14 protein-coding genes and 1 tRNA gene are annotated in these 17,351 nt (G+C 63.0%); 6 read left to right on the top strand and 9 right to left on the bottom strand.

The features are described 5' to 3' along the window. Positions 1–24 precede the first annotated feature (24 nt). Complete coding sequence (locus tag BLW62_RS11675) at positions 25–429, bottom strand: Rieske (2Fe-2S) protein (RefSeq protein ID WP_090507202.1); 405 nt, start codon at positions 427–429, stop codon at positions 25–27. 108 nt (positions 430–537) lie between these two features. Between BLW62_RS11675 and BLW62_RS11670 the strand changes: the two genes are divergently transcribed. The 5 genes from BLW62_RS11670 (at position 538) to BLW62_RS11650 (ending at position 6,870) form a co-directional block, all read left to right on the top strand. Beyond that, on the top strand, positions 538–1,554 hold the full coding sequence (locus tag BLW62_RS11670) for a class I SAM-dependent methyltransferase (RefSeq protein ID WP_090507201.1): 1,017 nt from the start codon (positions 538–540) through the stop codon (positions 1,552–1,554). Between the two features lie 133 nt (positions 1,555–1,687). Continuing rightward, positions 1,688–1,761 (top strand) — tRNA-Thr (locus BLW62_RS11665). 467 nt (positions 1,762–2,228) lie between these two features. Beyond that, positions 2,229–4,676 (top strand): MEDS domain-containing protein, encoded by a 2,448-nt coding sequence (locus BLW62_RS11660; protein ID WP_090507200.1) that lies wholly within the window; start codon positions 2,229–2,231, stop codon positions 4,674–4,676. A gap of 179 nt (positions 4,677–4,855) precedes the next feature. Next, the gene (locus BLW62_RS11655) at positions 4,856–6,331 is read left to right on the top strand and encodes an FAD-dependent oxidoreductase (RefSeq protein ID WP_090507199.1); all 1,476 of its coding nucleotides are present in this window, start codon (positions 4,856–4,858) and stop codon (positions 6,329–6,331) included. Between the two features lie 47 nt (positions 6,332–6,378). Further along, positions 6,379–6,870, top strand: coding sequence for an MOSC domain-containing protein (locus tag BLW62_RS11650; RefSeq protein ID WP_090507198.1), 492 nt, complete (start codon positions 6,379–6,381; stop codon positions 6,868–6,870). Between the two features lie 3 nt (positions 6,871–6,873). Here the strand turns inward: BLW62_RS11650 and BLW62_RS11645 are convergent, their stop codons facing one another. The 3 genes from BLW62_RS11645 to BLW62_RS11635 are packed head-to-tail and all read right to left on the bottom strand — an operon-like array spanning position 6,874 to position 8,938. Beyond that, positions 6,874–7,578 carry an energy-coupling factor transporter transmembrane component T family protein gene (locus BLW62_RS11645; RefSeq protein ID WP_090507197.1) on the bottom strand — a complete coding sequence of 235 codons (705 nt, stop codon included), beginning with the start codon at positions 7,576–7,578 and terminating at the stop codon, positions 6,874–6,876. 27 nt (positions 7,579–7,605) lie between these two features. Continuing rightward, entirely contained in the window at positions 7,606–8,310 is a 705-nt protein-coding gene (locus BLW62_RS11640; protein WP_090507587.1) for an energy-coupling factor ABC transporter ATP-binding protein, read from the bottom strand. A 40-nt stretch (positions 8,311–8,350) separates the two neighbouring features. Then, a complete protein-coding gene (locus BLW62_RS11635) occupies positions 8,351–8,938 on the bottom strand; it encodes a biotin transporter BioY (RefSeq protein ID WP_090507196.1) in 588 nt (195 codons plus the stop codon). Positions 8,939–9,366: 428 nt separating this feature from the next. On the opposite strand from BLW62_RS11635, the gene BLW62_RS11630 reads away from it, so the two are divergent. Then, positions 9,367–13,956, top strand: coding sequence for a DUF7282 domain-containing protein (locus tag BLW62_RS11630; protein WP_090507195.1), 4,590 nt, complete (start codon positions 9,367–9,369; stop codon positions 13,954–13,956). Positions 13,957–14,133: 177 nt separating this feature from the next. Here BLW62_RS11630 and BLW62_RS11625 read toward each other — a convergent pair whose 3' ends face one another. The 5 genes from BLW62_RS11625 to BLW62_RS11605 all read right to left on the bottom strand — a co-directional run bounded on the left by BLW62_RS11625 (position 14,134) and on the right by BLW62_RS11605 (position 17,332). Then, on the bottom strand, positions 14,134–14,421 hold the full coding sequence (locus tag BLW62_RS11625; protein ID WP_076580827.1) for a DUF7545 family protein: 288 nt from the start codon (positions 14,419–14,421) through the stop codon (positions 14,134–14,136). 141 nt (positions 14,422–14,562) lie between these two features. Beyond that, positions 14,563–15,030, bottom strand: coding sequence for a DUF5799 family protein (locus tag BLW62_RS11620; RefSeq protein ID WP_090507194.1), 468 nt, complete (start codon positions 15,028–15,030; stop codon positions 14,563–14,565). A gap of 108 nt (positions 15,031–15,138) precedes the next feature. Then, positions 15,139–15,639, bottom strand: a complete 501-nt coding sequence (locus BLW62_RS11615) for a gamma carbonic anhydrase family protein (protein ID WP_090507586.1) — start codon at positions 15,637–15,639, stop codon at positions 15,139–15,141. A gap of 326 nt (positions 15,640–15,965) precedes the next feature. After that, complete coding sequence (locus BLW62_RS11610; protein WP_090507193.1) at positions 15,966–16,244, bottom strand: DUF3006 domain-containing protein; 279 nt, start codon at positions 16,242–16,244, stop codon at positions 15,966–15,968. Then, entirely contained in the window at positions 16,241–17,332 is a 1,092-nt protein-coding gene (locus tag BLW62_RS11605; RefSeq protein WP_090507192.1) for a ComEC/Rec2 family competence protein, read from the bottom strand. The genes BLW62_RS11610 and BLW62_RS11605 overlap by 4 nt, the downstream gene beginning before the upstream one ends. Between the last annotated feature and the right edge of the window lie 19 nt (positions 17,333–17,351).

The raw sequence follows: 17,351 nt of genomic DNA, 5'->3' as shown, positions 1-17,351 counted from the left end.
CTGAAGTGACATGCTAACCGATCGTCACAGTGAAATGTGCGACGTCGAGTCCGGGCCGTCGTCATCGTTGATCCCGCCCTCGTGTGCGAACGTCACGTCGTCGTCAGTGAGAAAGATCGTCCCGTCGGTGTGGACCGTAATATCGACCGCAGGGAGCGTCGTGTCGGCCGCTTCGCCGTTGTCACAGTGACCCGAACAGGAGTCGAACATCGACCCGTGGCGGGGACAAACGATCTGCCCGTTACGAATCGGTGCGCCACGGCCGGTATCGAATCGTTGGGATTCGTGCGTACAGCGGTTGACCCAGGCCTCGACCCCATCTTCACAGGGAACGAGAATCACCTCTTCTTCGTCGCCGAACCGGTCGCTCACCGTGAACAGCCACGAGCCCTCCTCGTGGACCGTGTCGACGGTCGTGAGTTGCTCCATGTCAGTGACTATCGCCGGCTACCTGAAAACTGTTCACGGAACGAACCGGCGGCGAGTCCTCGAGTCCAAAAACGTCACCGTTACGGCGGCCCGTCGGAGAGTAGCGGTATGGAAGTGCCGTGCGTCCGTGTCCCGCGCGAGGAAGGCGAAGCGACGCGTCGCCAACTGGCGGAGGCGGACCTGATCGACGACGAGTACGAGATCTCGGTCGCGGAGGGTGACCTCTACGTTCCGGTCGTCGATCCCGAAGCCGTTTCCGACGACCTCGAGGTCGTCTCCCGGCCTGTCTCCGAACGCGAGACGCAGACGACGCCCGCTGATCTGCTGGGATTCGAACCATCGTACGAACGACTCGGAACCGCAGCCTTGCTCGACGAGGACGACGGCGAGCGCGCTCGAGCGATCGCAGACGCCGTCGTCGAGTCGGATCTCCCCCTCGAGACGGTGGTGAACAAGGCCTCGAAGGTCAAAGGCGAGACGCGAGTGCGCGACTGGGATCTCCTCGCCGGCGAGGATACGACGGTCGTTCACCGCGAGTACGGCTGTGAGTTCGCGCTAGATCTCTCGGACGTCTACTTCTCGCCACGACTCGCGACCGAGCGTCATCGAGTCGCCGAGCAAGTCGGCGAGATTCAACGCGCTTCGGATAGTGAGAACGTGGAGACGCATGAACGGGCCGTCGACATGTTCGCCGGCGTCGGGCCGTTCGTGATTCCCTTCGCCAAACGCGGCGCGGAGTGCGTCGGCGTCGATATCAACGAGACCGCGATCGAGTACCTGCGCGAGAACGCGCGCCGGAACGGCGTCGAGGATCGCGTGACGGCGATCTGTGAGGACGTGCGCGAGGTCGCAGCCGAGTACGAGAACTGGGCCGACCGCCTCGTCATGAACCTCCCCCACAGCGCGGACGACTTTCTCGAGTCCGCCATTACCCTCGCGAGCGACGACTGCGTCATCCACTACTACGATATTCAGCACGAAGACGACCCGTTCGGGCCGGGCGAGCGAGCGATCCGCGAGGCAGCCGAACCCAAGTACGAGGTCAGCGTCGAGACGGAGCGCGTCGTTCGCTCCTACGCGCCACACGAACTCAACGTCTGTCTCGACGTCCGACTCGAGCGATAATCGGACTCGAGTCCGAGCGCGGGAACCGATCGCACGACAGCGCCGATTCGCAATCCTTATGGCTGACTTCGGCCCTACGATAGAATGCGCGTTAGTGTCGAGGCGACGACGCCGATGCGTGGCACGCGAACGCGCCGGTGTAGCTCAGACTGGCAGAGCGAATCCTTCGTAAGGATTAGGTCGAGGGTTCAAATCCCTCCACCGGCTTACTTCTGGCGAACAAATACGTGAGCGGAAGCACGTTCTGGTGGGATGTGAGCACGTTCTGGTGGATTTGAATTAGAGTACGAGCGAGCAACGCGATCGAAGTGGACGCAGTTTACAATCCTCCACCGATGTTCTTTCAGGGAACCAGTACGCGGGCCGGAAGAACGGTTTGACGAATTTGAATCGGGGGACAACATCGCATCACCCATCGTTTACAATTTCATCATCGCCGAATCGATCGAATGACTCGCTGTCGGAGTTCGGTGCCGGGCACTCTCGAGTGCGTGGTAGCACCGTTTGAACCGAGACCCCATCGATCCGACTCGCTCCGGTTTGGTGTCGAAACGGCCTACCCGCCTAGAGGACCACTCGAGGAGTCGAATTGTCTTCGATCGAGTATTAGCATTTTATCACACCATTTATCTATGGTGTTATGGTTATGTGGCCGGGTCGAATAGGTCGCTCAAATGGGTGACCACGTCGGGCAAGAAAGCAGTGCTAAGACCGGTCGATCTGCCCTGACGAGCCGAGGAACGACCGGTCTGGATCACGACGATTACGACGATCACGACGATCTCGAGTTCGCCTGTGAGCACGATCACGCCCGCTCGACCGATCACTACGCATTCATCTACGACAACGACGACGGTATCGACCAGTTGACGCTGGCAGCGTCGTTCGTTCGTCAGGGACTCGAGCGAGGCGAACGGTGTCTGTACGTCGCAGACGATAACTCGAGGGCAGATGTCCTCGCGGCGATGCGATCCAATGGCATCGACGTGGACGACGCCCTCGAGTCCGGATCGCTGTCCCTGCTCACGCCGGCCGAGATGTACAGTCAGGATGGCGAGTTCGACCCGGAGGCGATGCTCGAGTTCTGGGAGGAGACGCTCGCGGAATCGAAGGCGGACGGATTTACGGGTCTGCGGGCAACCGCAGAGATGACGTGGGCAGTGGGTGAACGGGCGAGTGACGAGGCGCTGGTCGAGTACGAGGCGTTGCTCAACCCGCTCTATCGGAACGAGGAGTACACCGTGTTGTGCCAGTACAACCGCGACGAGTTTTCGGACGCGGTCGTCGAGGACGTCCTCGAGACACACCCATACATCGCTCTCGAGGACGGCGTTTCTGAGAACGTCCACTACGAGCCACCCGACGCCGACGAAGACGAGACTGCCGTCGATCAGATGCTCGAGACGGCCGCGGAACGGACCAAGACGAAATCAGCGCTCCGATCGCACAAACGGTATCTTCGGGAACTCTACGAGGCGACTGCGAACGACACGAAATCGTTCGGGGAAACCGTCGAACAGTTCCTCGAACTCGGCTGTAAGCGATTCGGCGTCGAGATCGGTTTTTTCGCCCGGATCCACGACGACGAGTTCGAAATTCTTCACGCACGCGGTTCTCACGAGCACATCCAGCAGGGGTCTCGAGACGCGCTCGAGCGTTCCTATTGCCAGGCAGTCGTCGACTCCTCCGATCCGATCTGTACTGTCGACGCGCCTGCCGAGGAGTGGAACGACGACCTGGCGTACGAAACGTACGGACTGGATTGTTACATCGGAACGCAGATAGACGTTCGCGGGACGCCGTACGGCACCCTTTGCTTCGCGTCGACGTCGCCCCGCGAGCACTCGTTTGGCGAGGACGAAGTGACGTTCCTGGAGTTGATGGGCGAGTGGATCACTACCGAACTCGAGCGCGAGGATCGTGAGCGAGCACAGCGAAAACTGTACGAAATCGCGGCTGACACGGAACAGACGTTCGACGAGAAGATACAGTCGATGTTCGAACTCGGCTGTGATCGATTCGACATGGAGTTTGCCGGAATCGCGACCGTCGATCCGAATACGGATCGACTCGAGGTGGAGGTCACGAACGGTGGCCACGAGAGAATCGTCCCGGGGGCGCAGCTCCCACTTTCGGAAACGTACTGTCAGAAGACGGCGACCGTCGAGGAGACGTGTGCGGTCGTCGACCCGGTCGAGCGTGGGTTCGCGGACACGCTGACCTACGACCGATTCGATATCCAAGCGTATCTCGGGACGTACCTCGAACTCGAGGGCGAACCGGACAGAACGTTCTGGTTCGGCTCGAGCGAACCTCGCACTAGTGACTTCACAGAGTCCGAGCGGACGTTTCATCACTTGATGGGTCAGTGGGTGACGTACGAACTCGAACGACAACGGTACGAACGAAACCTCGAGCGAACGGTCGAACAACTCAGACGGTCGAACGATCGATTGAAACAGTTCGCGTACGCGGCCTCACACGACCTTCGAGAGCCGTTGCGGATGATCTCGAGTTACCTGCAGTTGCTCGAGAATCGCTACGGTGACGAACTCGACGAGGACGCCCACGAGTTCATCGGATTCGCGGTCGACGGTGCCGATCGAATGCGGGCGATGGTCGACGATCTGCTCGCGTTTTTGCGGGTCGAGCAGGCGGAGGGTTCGTTCGAGACCGTCGATTGTAACACCGTCGTCGAACGGGCGCTCAACGACCTGCAGGTCCAGATCAACGATCGCGAGGCGAGGATCACCGTCGATCCGTTGCCGCTCGTCGAGGGTGACCCCGAGCAACTCGAGCAACTGTTCCAGAACCTCGTTTCGAACGCGATCAAGTACAGCGGGGACGGCGAATCGAGAGTGGATATCACGGCGACCCAGCGCTCGGAGTGGTGGGAGATCGCGATTAGCGACAACGGAATCGGAATCGAGTCCGAGCAGACCGACCGGATCTTCGAGGTGTTCAGACGACTCCACCAGAACGACGAGTATCCGGGAACCGGAATCGGGCTCTCGTTATGTCAGAAGATCGTCGATAATCATGGCGGGGACATCTGGGTCGAATCAGAGCCCGGAGTCGGGTCGACGTTCTTCGTGACGCTGCCCTCGAACACGACCGATTGAGCACCCAGCGAAGAACTGGATGGTATCCGTCTGGTCGTCGGTGGTCGTCTCGACTTCGGCCACAGTCCGCTGCGGGCGGACGGGAACCATTTACGCCGCTTCGACTCGAAGTGGCCGACTATGAACGAGAGCTATCGCGACGCGCCCGATTGTGATCGAGTCACCACGGTGGTCGGCAGATGACGGAAACGCTCGTCGTCGTCGGAGGCGACGCAGCAGGCATGTCCGCCGCAAGTAAGGCCAAACGAGACGACCCTGATCTCGAGGTCGTCGTCTTCGAAAAGGGTGAGTGGGTCTCCTACGGCGCGTGCGGGTTGCCCTACTACGTCAAAGGGGAAATTCAATCGCTCGAGTCGCTCGTCTCGGTGACGCCCGAGGAGTTCAGAGAGCAACGCGATATCGACCTTCGGACGGGCCACGAGGTCATCTCGGTCGATCCGGACGAGCGAACGGTTACGGCCAAATCGGAGTCGGAGACGGTCGTTCAGTCGTACGATCACCTGTTGCTGGCGACCGGTGCGGAGCCAGTGATGCCGGATATCGAGGGCACAGAACGAGAGGGCGTCTACACGCTCGGGTCGATGAGCGACGGCAAGGAACTGCGCGAGTACGTCGCCCGCGCCCGCGACGGCGAGACGTTCTCGCAACCAGATCGCGGCCCAGCCTGTCAGTATCTCGAGGACTGTACCGGCCCCATCGGGATCGTCGGCGGTGGGTACATCGGCCTCGAGATGGCCGAGGCGTTGGCCGAACACGAGTTCGAGGTTCACCTCTTTCAGCGCGGCGAGCGCGTGCTGACCCAATTTAGCGAGCAGACGAGCGAGACGGTGGCGACGCACCTTCGAGAACAGGACGTCGTGGTTCACCTCGAGAGCGACGTTCGCGAACTGGCTGGCGGTAACGGTGGCGGTGGCGGTGACGGTAACGGTGGAGGCGACGGTGAAGACGGCACGGGGGAGGTCGATTCCGTCGTCACGGACGACGAGTCGGTCTCCGTCGACATGGTTCTGGTCGGGACTGGCGTAACGCCACGGACCGCACTCGCCGAGGCGGCCGGGATCGAGTGCGGCGAGACGGGGGCAATCGCGACGGACGCCTACTGCGAGACGAACGTCGGCGACGTCTATGCGGCAGGCGATTGTGCCGAAGCGACCCACACCGTCACCGGTGAGCCGGCTTACGTTCCCCTGGCGCTCACCGCGAATCGCCACGGCCGGGCGGTTGGCCAGACCGTCACGGGAACGCCAACGGAAGGTGGCTCCATCGCGGGAACGGCCGCCGTCAAGACGTTCGACATCGAGGCGGCTCGGACCGGCATTTTGGACCACGACGATGCGCGAGCAGCCGGATTCGACCCGGTTACGGAGACTGTCGACGCGAAATCTCGCGCGGGTTACTACCCCGAGGGCGGCACCGTCACCGTCACATTGTGTGCGGATCGCGACTCCGGACGCGTCCTCGGCGCGAGTCTCGTCAGCGAGTACGGGGAAGGCGCGGTTCATCGCAGTCACGCCATCGTCGGCGCACTCGAGGAAGGGGCGACCGTCTTCGACCTCGAGAACTACGACCTCGCGTACGCGCCGCCCTTCAATACGACGTGGGATCCGGTGCTCGTCGCCGCGAAGGTGCTCTCGGGAACGATCCGGGACGCCTGAGCGCTATCGCGGCGTACGTATTTGGTGGTCGACGTTCAACGGGGCGTATGCACGCAACAGGGACGGTCGAACGGATTTTCACCGCTCCGGAGGCTGAAGCCGAGATGTGCGAGCGCCGCGAGGTCGACGCCGTCGAAGCAAGTGGCTTGCGGGGGGATCGATACTTCAGCGAGATCGAGACGGGAACGTTCGTCAGTTGGGACGCTGACGAGCAACGACCGGACGGCTACGACCTCACGCTGATCGAACAGGAAGCCCTCGAGGCGATCGAACGAGAAGCGGACATCGACCTCGAACCCGGCGACCACCGACGCAACATCGAGACCAGCGGAACGCCGCTCAACCACCTCGTCGGCGAACGATTTCGGGTCGGAGACGTCGTCTGCGTGGGTGACCGACTCTGTGAACCGTGTGGCTTCCTCGAGCGTCACACCGAAAATGGGGTGGAAGCCGCCCTAACCCACCGCGGTGGGCTTCGGGCCGACGTTCTCGAGGGTGGGACCATCAGGGCTGGCGCGGAAATTTCTTTGCTCGAGTGAGGCTCAGATGACCGCGGACAGTCCGAATCCGACGGCGACCGCGAGGGCGACGTAGTCCGTTCGGGAAAACGAGAGCGGCGGCAGCGTCGGATTCCAGGCGAAACAGCGTGCCTGCATGGCGAGTGCGAGCCTGTCCGCGCGGTCGAACGCCCACGTGAGCCCGAGAATTCCGAGCGTGCTGGCGCGGTCGACGACGCGTCGTTGTCCGCCCAGTCGGGCCGCCATGGCGTCGCGGATCGTTCGGAGGTCGCCTCGGATGACCGGCAGGAATCGAAAGACGAGCGAGACGCCGATTCCGAGTATCTGGCCCGGTTTTCCGGGAATCGTGCGTTGAATTGCCGCTCGAGAGGCTCGGACCGGCGTCGAACGGATGTAGGCGGCACTGACGAGCAAGATGAGGAGCACCCGGTAGCTCGCTCGAGCCGAGTCGTTGGCGTCTGCGAGATCGAACCACGGCGAGCCGAGGGTGAGGCCAGCGATTAGCGGCGCGAGTACCAGAAAGACCAGCGCGAACCGATAGGCGGAGAGCGCCTCGAGGACGGGGACGCGAGCGACGAGCAGAATAATCGCCGTCACGACACTCAGCGCGAGCAGTGCGCGCAGGCTGGTGTGAGCCAGCGCGGTCGCTGCGAATCCGATCTGGACGGCCAGTTTGGACCGCGGATCGAGTCGGTGGGCGAACGTGTCGTCGGGGTCGTAGGTGAGCATCGGAGTGAGTACGGTGACTGAGCGAACTTACCGATCGGGAACGCGCACCTCGAGTGCGGCGAGGTCCGCGAGTGCAGCGTCGGGGTGGCCGTCCACGACAACCCGGCCGTCGCGCATGGCGACGATTCGGTCGGCGAGTTCGCGCACGTCCCGCAGGTCGTGGGTCGCGAGCAGGACGCCCGTCCCGTCGTCGACGAGCGACTCGAGGCGAGCGAGCACGGATCGGCGGGCGGGTGCGTCGAGGCCAGTAAACGGTTCGTCGAGGACGAGGTGAGTCGGATTCATCGCGAGTGCGCCCGCGATGGCGACGCGTGATTGCTCGCCGCCCGAGAGGTGCTCGATCCGTTCGTCTTCGCGACCGCCGAGGTTGACCGCCTCGAGTGCACCCTCGACCCGGCGATCGATCTCCTCGCGCGAGAGGCCGAGATTTTCGGGGCCGAAGGCGACGTCGGCACCGACCGTCGCGGCGACGAACTGATCCCGCGGGTGTTGAAAGACCATGCCGACGCTCGAGCGGGCACCGATCAGGTCGTCTTCGACGGGCGTTCCGTCGACGAGCACGGTGCCCGACTCCGGGGACAGGAGGCCGTTGCAGTGACGCAAGAGCGTCGTCTTGCCGCTGCCGTTGGCTCCCGCGAGGACGACGAACGTCCCGTCGTCGATCGATAGCGAGACGTCAGAGAGGACGGTGACGTCGTCGAAGGCGTGGGAGACGGAGTCGAATTCGATCATTGTGGTCTCGTGTACTGCGTTCTCGTTTTCGTGTGCCCCGTCACGATTGAATCGGCTCGAGGCGGCCACTTCTGACGATGGCAATCGCAGCGGCCATCTTGAGTAGCTCTCCGGGGACGAAAAAGAGCACGAAGGTGACGATCGCTTCCCAGGCCTCGAGTTCCAAGAGCCAGGCCGCGTAGGCGGCACCCATCGCGTAGATGAGAACCGTCGCGGCGACGAGTGCGACGATCACGGTCGGTAGCGCCACGGCGGCCGGATCGCGCAGGCTCGTCCCGCGGTGGACGATCAGTCCGATCAGGGCGGTGGCGAGTGGATACGACCAGAGGAAGCCCCCCGTCTGGCCGAACAACGTTCCGAGACCGGCCTCGAGCCCCGAGAAGACCGGCAATCCGATCGCCCCTGCGGTGAGGTACAAGAGGATCGAAATCGTCCCCCAGACCGGCCCCAGAACGAGGCCAGCGAGGAAGACGAACAGTACCTGCAAGGTGACTGGCGCTGGCGACAGCGGCAACGGAATCGCGATCGGAGCGACGGCACCGAGCAACGCGGCGAGTACCGCCGCTCGAGCGAACTGACGAACCACGTCGCCCTCGACGAGGTCCACCGAAGCCTGTTCAGTTTCCATGGCCGTCCTCTCTCGTAAACCAAGTTCAACACTTCGGTTTCCGAGATGTGTGATCGGTGAAATTCTGTCGTCTCGAGTCCGATCCAGGTGGTCGAATAGCCACTTGAAAGACACCAATTCCCGTCGACACGTGTCTGGTGGGAGTACTGTCACGAGCCCCTCGACGACTGTTATCAGTCTCCCTCGGATGTGCTTTTTCGAGTGATTTCGGCTGTCTCGGGGGCCGTAATGGGCGATTGTGCCAGCCACCTAACTGAAACGACCGGGGTAGCTTAAGCACGCGTTCGCCACGCTGTCAGAGAACCAGGGTAGAGTGTGACAATGAGAGACGATCACGGGTTCGATGGGGCGCATCGGGAGCGACAGCCGCGACAGCCGGAGCCGACGGGCGCTGGGTTCGCGAGCGGGACAGCGGGGAGACTCGAGCCATGACTGGTGAGCGAGGTGTGGCAGGGGCGGTGCTCGTCGTCGCGTTTTTGATGGTGACGAGCGTGCTGGCGATGCCCGTCATCAGCGGCAGTGTGTCGCCGTTTGCAGACGGTGAAGCCGCCGACAGTTCGGATGCTGGAGCGATCGACGCTGACGCCGGTGACCTGACGGCGACACCGACATCGTTCGCACAGGACGACACAGACGACCCCGTCGAAATCGACGGTGTCGACGAGACGGACGACACTGACGATGGAGCTGAGACGGACGATGGAGACGACGCCGATGATGGGGACGACATCGACACCGACGCCGACGATGACGCCGTCGAGGACGGCATCGACGAAGGCGTCGAACTGGCCCAATCGCAGGGCGTCGAGGTGAGTCAAGAACAGCGAGACGCCGCACTCGAGGCGGCGAGCGAGTCGGCGGCCCAACATCAAGACGCCGAGGCCGAACAGGTCCAGGAGGCGGCGAAAGGTGCGGTTCACGGCTCGCTAATGCAAGAACAGCGGGTCGACGTCGAGCAGATTCAGGCTGCCGTCGGCGGGTCGACCGACGGCGCGCTCGCCCAACACCAGACGGTCGAGGCGAGCCAGATGCAGGCGGCGACGTGGGGTGCGACACACGGCGCGCTCGCACAAGAACAGCGTGTTGCCGTCGAACAGATTCAGGTCGCGACCTTCGGCGGCGCTGCCGGTGCCGCCGCCGAGGCCGGCGAGAAGGAAATTGACGAGAAGCCCAAGATACAGGAAGCCGCACAGGGTGCCTCTTATGGCGTCCTCGAGCAACATCAACAGCTCACGGCCGAACAGCGCCAGCAGGTCACGCTCGAGCACGTCCAACACGCCGCGGCGGGGGCGTCGGCGGGTGCGCTCGACGGCTCGACCGAAACGGCGCTCGAGCAGGATCAGCGGATCGACGTCGAGCAAGAACAACGCGTGGACATCAAGCAAGTCCAGAAGGCCGCGACGGGCGGCGCGAAGGGCGCACTCGTCCAGCAACAGGAGGTGAGCGTCGAGCAGACCCAATCCGCGGCCCATGGCGCGAGCGCGGGCGCGTTGAAGCAGGTGCAGACGGTGAGCGTCGAGCAGGTCCAGCGGGTCTCGATCACGCAGATTCAGGAAGCCTCCTTCGGTGGGGCGAAGGGATCGATCTCCCAGAGTCAGGAGGCGACCGTCGAGCAGGTCCAGGCCGCGGCTGACGGGGCTGCGGGCGGCGTCCTCGTCCAGCAACAGGAGGTGTCGATTTCGCAGTTGCAGTATGCTGCGGTCGGTGCCGCCGAAGGGTCGATCGAAGGCGCGATACAGGAGCAAGTCGTCGAAGTCGAGCAGATTCAGGCCGCGGCGTTCGGTGCGGGCGAGGGCGCGGTCGTCCAACAACAGGTCGTCGACGTCACGCAGGTCCAGAAACTCGCGACCGGCAGCGCGAGCGGCGTTCTGGTCCAACACCAGGAGGCGACCGTCGAACAGCTACAGATCGCCGCGAGCAGCGCCTGCCAGGAGACTGCGAAGGTCGTCCAGTACCAACAGATCAGCATCACGCAACTGCAGGTGCTCACGCAGGACACGGCGAGCGACGCGACCGCATACGCCATCGCCGAAGGAATCGACGACGGCGTCGAACTCGCCCAGTACGTCGAGATCGAACTCGAGCAACGAATCGAAGTGATCGACGAACTCGAGGGCGAGGCATCGATCACCTTCGCCGATCAAGAGCGCGAGGACGGCGAACGCGTCGTCGTCGACAGCGTCGAACTCTCCGAAGGCGGCTTCGTCGCGATCTACGCCGGCGATTCGGTGGCCGATCCGGACGCCGTCCTCGGCGTCTCGGAGTTCCTCGAGTCCGGCGAGCACGCGGACGTCGAAATCGACCTCGAGGAGCCACTCGAGGACGACCAGACGCTCGTCGCGGTGGCTCACCACGATACCACCGACGACGGCTCGTTCGAGTACGCGGCGTCTGACGGCGTGGAGGACGAACCGTACGTGACGCCGAACGGCGCGCCGGTGCTCGACACGGCACTCGTGACGGTCGAGGAGGTCGACGATCCGGATCCCGAGGCCGTTCTCGAGGTGAGCGATCAGACGGGTGACGGCGAGACGCTCGTCGTCGACGAGGCAGGCGCTGACACGGACTTCGCCGTCACGGCCGAGTACGACGACGAACAGGTCGAGAGCGAACGCTTCGACGCGAACGACACGCAGACCGACTTCGCGCTCGCGCTCGAGCCACCGATCGAGAACGACACCATCGTCGACGTGGCCGTCGTCGACGACGAGGGCGAGGAACTCGCCACCGACTCGATCGAGTACGAACTCGAGGATGAGCCACCCGACCCCGACCCCGAGGCGACTCTCGAGGTGAGCGACCAGACGGGCGAGGGTGACTCGCTCGTGGTCGACGAAGCGAGCGCCGACGTTCCGTTCGCACTCACCGTGAGCGACGACGACGGCGAGCAACTGGGTGAAAGCGAGGCGTTCGAGGCGAACGACTCCGTCGGTCCAGAATCGATCGACCTCGAGCCACCGCTCGAGGAGGACGCCACGCTCGAGGTCGCTCTCGAGGCGGCCGACGGTGCAGACGATGACGAAGAGGCTGCGGACACCGACCTCGAGACGGATACGGAAACGGAGACGGCTGACGACGAGACAGACGATAACGAAACTGACGACGGCGTCCTCGCGTCCGAAACGGTCGAGTACACCGTCGACGACGACACGGAGCCGTTCGAGGCGACGTTCGTCGACTGCACGCAAGCCGAGGTGACCGGCTCGTTCGAGGACGGCGATACGATTATCGTCGCGACCTCGTTCTACGAGTCGAGTGGCATTGGAAACACGCTCGGCGAGTACGCGATCACGGTCGGCGAGGACACCGAAGAACCGCTCGAGGGCACGATCACCTACGAAACCGGCGACGAGTTCACCGTCGAGGAGACGGCAGACGGTGCGACCGTGACGGTCCCCGAAGGTGACTTCGGCGCGGCGATTACGGGCTTCTCCTCGCCAGATGCGGTGCCGGGCGAGATCAACCACCCGAACCCCGACGCGAGCGAGTGCGTCGAAGAGGTCCGACCCGATCTGCCAGACCTCACCGTCGAAGACACCGAAGCGAACGACGACAGTATCGCGGTGACGTTCGGCTACGAGAATCCAAACGACGGCGAACTCATCGTCGGCAGCGAGTTCCTCGAGGGAACGACCGACGACGAACCGCCAAGCGAACTCGAGCCCGGAACGGAGACGTTCACGGTCGAGTGGACGCCCGAAGACGACGACGAGCGACTCGTCTGGGGCGTCGACATGAGCATCTACGACTACGACGAGGACGCAGTCGAGCCCGCCGCGACGGATCCAGCGGGCGAGATTGCACCCGATGACCCCGAGGAAGCCGAGTTCGACGTGGAGATCGTCGACACGAACGATCCCGTCGAACCGGGTGAGCCACTCGAGATCGACGCCGCGATCGAAAACGTGGGCGACGATGCGGGTGAACAGGAGATCGAACTGGCACTCGAGGACGAACCCGTCGACGCGACCGACCTCGAACTCGAGCCAGAGGAGGGTGAGGAGGTGACGCTTTCGGCCGAGACCGACGATCTCGAAGCCGGTGAGTACGCTGTGACGGTTTCGAGCGACGACGACGCCGACGAGACGACGATAACGGTCGAGGAACCCGGCGAAGCCGAATTCGGTGTGGAGATCGTCGACACGAACGACCCTGTCGAACCGGGTGAGCCACTCGAGGTTACTGCCACCGTCGAGAACGTCGGCGACGCCGAGGACACCCAGAACATCGAACTGGCGCTCGAGGGCGACCTGGTCGACGAAACCGACCTCTCACTCGAGCCAGAGGACGGCGAAGAAGTGACCCTCACGGCCGAGACGGCCGATCTCGAGGCTGGCGAGTACACCGCGTCTGTCGCGAGCGAGGACGACACGGACGCCACGACGGTCGTGGTCGACGAACCCGGCGAAGCCGAGTTCGCCGTGAGTTCGCTCGAGGCACCCGAAACCGGTGAGCCCGGAGAGACTATCGACGTGAGTGCGACCATCGAGAACGTCGGCGACGATGCCGGCAGCCAGACGGTGACCTACAGCGTCGACGGTGACACGATCGACGAGCAGCCACTCGAACTCGAGGAAGGCGCGTCGGAGACGGTCGCGTTCCAATCGACGCTCCCCGAAGGCGAGTCGACGCACGCGGTGGCCACCGAAGACGACGAAGCGTCGGTGACGATCGAAGCGATCGACGACACTGACGAGGGGGTGCCTGAGGAAGATGAGGTACCGGATGAGGAGCTTCCGGACGAGGTGCCAGAAGACGAGGTCGGTCCACCGGAGGAAGTGCCGCCGGATGGCGTGCCGGGCGAGGAACCGGATGATGACGGTCCGCCGATCGATGTGCCGGATGACGACGTGCCGGATGACGACGTGCCGGATGACGACGGACCAGACGACGGACCACCGGATGATGTACCGACCGACGACGGACCGCCTGAAGACGTCCCACCTATCGATCCACCAGCGGAACCAGAATCGCCCGACACGGCAGACGACCCTGCGCCCGCCGAATCTCTCGGCTAACTCGTCGCCGTTGATTCTTCAGGTTCGAATTCGGAGTGGTGGCGCAGGCGAACATACTGACGAGTATCATCGTCCAGTAGCGAGGGCCACTCAACTGAGTGGGCGCTTGGCTGTTCTAGTCAAAACCGAGTGAAAAGTGCTTTCGAGTACGTCACGTAGCTGCGATCGAACGCTAATTCAGTGCTGGTGACCCGTCGCTTCGCCGTAGGTCACGCCGAATCGCTCCTCGAAGAGGTCCATGATACGCTGCTCCTGGGCCTCGAGTTCCTCGTCTGCGCCCTCACCGTGGTGGACGATGTGATGGGCGCGACTGGCGAAGGAGAGGAGCATCACGTCGCCGACGGTTTCGGCGTCAGACTGGTCGCCTTCGGCGACGAGATCGACGAGTCCGGACGGAATAGTCACGTCGTCGGTACTGTCGTCGGCGCTGATTTCGAACGTCGTCGTCTCGATATCGTCGGACATACCCCTATCGTCGGCAAGCGTCCCTAAAGATGCTGTGGCTTGCGACGGCGACGCCCGTGTTCACGCGTTCTCGCCGGTGAGTTCCGCACGTCTCTCAGACGAATCACAACAGACGAGATCACCAACTCACGGTGACTCGCGTCACTGCTCGGACGCCGCGGCCTGTCGTACCGTGTCCCAGCGTCCCTTCGACTCGAGTTCGGCCTGTAACTGCTCGGCGTACTCCTGTGTGAGCGATTCGGCCGCTCGCTCCTGTTCGGCGTGTGAGTTGTCGTCGCCATCGCCGCCGAGGCCGAGTGCACCGACAATCGAGTCGAGAATGCCACCACTCGAGGAGCCTCCTTGCTGACCGCCGGGGCCGCCGCCCATCGCACCCATCCCCGTCGGAATGTTCTCGAGTTCGGGGATGATCTGCTCGACGTTCTCCGTGTTGGCGACGATTCGGGCGTTCTCGGGATCTGTTGGCTGTTCGATTTCGAACTCCGTCGCGGTCATGATCAGACTCCACTGTTGGTTGCTAAAGCGAGAGTCTGCGATCCGCGAGGAGAACTCCTGATCGACGGTCATGCGCGCGCCGACGATCTGATCCGTCCACGAGGTGTCACTCATGGGATCCGATTAGACGGGTAACTGTATCAGGGTTTTCATCACTCGTAACGTGCCATCGCCGGGTAATTGCGACGTCAGATGACCCTCGCGTGGGGCGGCGTGGAGCCGTTACTCGAGTCGCTGTGACGTCTCGGCGTATCGACGTGAGAGTTCGACGTATCGGTCGGCCGTCGCCTCGAGGTGCGGATCGTCGATTTCGGTCTTTGTCTCTGCTGGGGAACCGGCGACGAGCGTCTTCGGTGGGATTTCAGTGCCCTCAGTGACGACGCTGCCTGCGGCGACGACGGCACCTTCGCCGACGTGTGCGCCGTCCAGGACGACCGCGTTCATGCCGACCAACGCGCGTTCGCCGACGGTCGCGTCGTGGACGATTGCGCTGTGGCCGACCGTCGAGTAGGCCTCGAGTTCGGCGTCTTCGTGGAGAACGGCGTTGTCCTGTACGTTCGCCCCTTCGCCGACGACGATCCGTCCGTGATCGCCCCGAAGCGTCGTGTTTGGCCAGACGCTCGCGTCCTCCTCGACAACGACGTTCCCGATGACGACTGCCGCCTCGTCGACGTACGCCGAGTCGGCAATCTGTGGTTCCACTCCGTCGAATGATCGTCTCATACCTGCCCGTGACTCGAGAATCGTCTTGAACCTGCTCATCATCGCCCGCATCGAACAGGGTTCAGCCCACGAGAGTGTTCGACTGGCGTGAGTTCCAACATGCTTTGGCAGTAGCGCTTTTACTACGACCCCAGTATTCGTAAGTGCCGACGACGTCCCGTCTTCAAAAACGGCATCTCGTCGTCGTGAACGCATCCCAACGCACCCAACCCAAGACCCCACTCCACCACTGGGGAATTCGACAACCGCTTCGTTTCACCACTTCCGTCCCACCCCTACCCCTTTCGACAGTCACCATCCGTTAGCGACGGTGAGAGCCAGTGTCCTCACTCGTCTGGCAGTCGGTCTGAGAGCCGATCGAATCGCTCTTGTGCCGTCTCTTTACGTTGCTCCTCGAGTTCCGGGCGATACCGTAACTCTCCCAGCGCATCATCCGCGTCCGCGAGTTCGACGTCGAAGACGGCACCCTCGTGGCGTCCGTCTTCGGGAAGCCGAGCGCACTCGAGCGTGTACTCGTCGACGACGGTTTCGTCTGCCTCGAGGAGGAGTACGGCTGTCGTTCCGTCGACGATTCGATCCACGACTGCGAGATCGACGTCGGTCATGGTGCGATGGTAGGCGCGACTGCCCTATCAACTAGTGGGCTCGACTCGACAGCCGACGGCTGGTCCGATTCGATAGCCGTCGACCGATCCAATATCGAGGATATCGGCTGTAAGGAGTCCGAACTATCGACTGCATCGTGTTTGAGATCGAGAAGGGCCGCAGGATCCGTCGACTCGTTGTGCTCGGCGCTCGTCGAGAGCGAGGCGTCGTCGCCCTCACTCGAGACGACGACATCGCCGTGGACGCCGGTCCAGTACGTCTCGATACCGCGATCGGCGAAGCTCTCGAGCACCTCGTCGTGTGGGTGGCCGTACTGCGACTCGAGGTCGCTCGAGACGACCGCGACGTCCGGTTCGACCTCATCGAGGAACGGCTCCGTCGAGGACGTCGAGGAGCCGTGATGGCCGGCCTGATACGCGTCGACGTCGAGCGAGTCGCCGTGCTCGTCGACCATGCGTTCTTCGGCGTCGTCTTCGGCGTCGCCGGTCGTCAGATACCCGAACTCGTCGAATTCAATGTGGAGCGCGATGCTGTTGTAGTGAAGGTCGTCGCCGCTTGATTCCTCGGGCGGGTTCAACACGGTCGCTTCGAGCGCCTCACCCTCGAGTCCCAGTGTGTGGCCCTCGGAGACCTCGAATAGCTGCACGTCGTACGCTTCGATCGCGTCGAGGTAGTCGTCGTAGGTCGCACTCGAGTGGACGACGCCCGAGTCGTAGGCTGCGCCGACGCCGTCGCCGTGTTCTTCGACGTGTTCGATCACGGCCGCGTGGCCACCGATGTGGTCGGCGTGTGCGTGTGTGGCGACGAGGTGGTCGATTCGGTCGATATTCTCTTCGTCGAGGTACTCGATAACGCCGTCGCCGTCCTGTCGCCAGTCACCCGTGTCGATCAAAATCGTCTCGTTCGCCGGCGTTTCCAGCAGCGTCGCATCAGCCTGTCCGACGTCGATGTGGTGAATCTCGAGTTCGCCCTCGAGTTCCGGTTCGGTCTCGTCGCTCTCGTTCCCGGCCCCGAATCCACCGAGACACCCCGAAAGGACAACGAGTGCCCCCACCGACACGATCAACAGCACCCGTCCCCGTGACATACGTGTTCTCTGGAAGCCG

The organism is Natronorubrum sediminis (genome assembly GCF_900108095.1).
Lineage (GTDB): Archaea > Halobacteriota > Halobacteria > Halobacteriales > Natrialbaceae > Natronorubrum > Natronorubrum sediminis.
Note: the sequence above shows the minus strand (reverse complement) of the source record. Positions and strands in the feature narration are given on the sequence as shown.

What these genes read in the sequence shown, in the direction of transcription:
- BLW62_RS11650 (WP_090507198.1), top strand. Translation starts at nt 6,379, where the DNA reads ATGCACGCAACAGGGACGGTCGAACGGATTTTCACCGCTCCGGAGGCT.
- BLW62_RS11635 (WP_090507196.1), bottom strand. Translation starts at nt 8,938, where the DNA reads ATGGAAACTGAACAGGCTTCGGTGGACCTCGTCGAGGGCGACGTGGTT.
- BLW62_RS11655 (WP_090507199.1), top strand. Translation starts at nt 4,856, where the DNA reads ATGACGGAAACGCTCGTCGTCGTCGGAGGCGACGCAGCAGGCATGTCC.
- BLW62_RS11610 (WP_090507193.1), bottom strand. Translation starts at nt 16,244, where the DNA reads ATGACCGACGTCGATCTCGCAGTCGTGGATCGAATCGTCGACGGAACG.
- BLW62_RS11630 (WP_090507195.1), top strand. Translation starts at nt 9,367, where the DNA reads ATGACTGGTGAGCGAGGTGTGGCAGGGGCGGTGCTCGTCGTCGCGTTT.
- BLW62_RS11620 (WP_090507194.1), bottom strand. Translation starts at nt 15,030, where the DNA reads ATGAGTGACACCTCGTGGACGGATCAGATCGTCGGCGCGCGCATGACC.
- BLW62_RS11675 (WP_090507202.1), bottom strand. Translation starts at nt 429, where the DNA reads ATGGAGCAACTCACGACCGTCGACACGGTCCACGAGGAGGGCTCGTGG.
- BLW62_RS11670 (WP_090507201.1), top strand. Translation starts at nt 538, where the DNA reads ATGGAAGTGCCGTGCGTCCGTGTCCCGCGCGAGGAAGGCGAAGCGACG.
- BLW62_RS11645 (WP_090507197.1), bottom strand. Translation starts at nt 7,578, where the DNA reads ATGCTCACCTACGACCCCGACGACACGTTCGCCCACCGACTCGATCCG.
- BLW62_RS11615 (WP_090507586.1), bottom strand. Translation starts at nt 15,639, where the DNA reads ATGAGACGATCATTCGACGGAGTGGAACCACAGATTGCCGACTCGGCG.
- BLW62_RS11605 (WP_090507192.1), bottom strand. Translation starts at nt 17,332, where the DNA reads ATGTCACGGGGACGGGTGCTGTTGATCGTGTCGGTGGGGGCACTCGTT.
- BLW62_RS11640 (WP_090507587.1), bottom strand. Translation starts at nt 8,310, where the DNA reads ATGATCGAATTCGACTCCGTCTCCCACGCCTTCGACGACGTCACCGTC.
- BLW62_RS11625 (WP_076580827.1), bottom strand. Translation starts at nt 14,421, where the DNA reads ATGTCCGACGATATCGAGACGACGACGTTCGAAATCAGCGCCGACGAC.
- BLW62_RS11660 (WP_090507200.1), top strand. Translation starts at nt 2,229, where the DNA reads ATGGGTGACCACGTCGGGCAAGAAAGCAGTGCTAAGACCGGTCGATCT.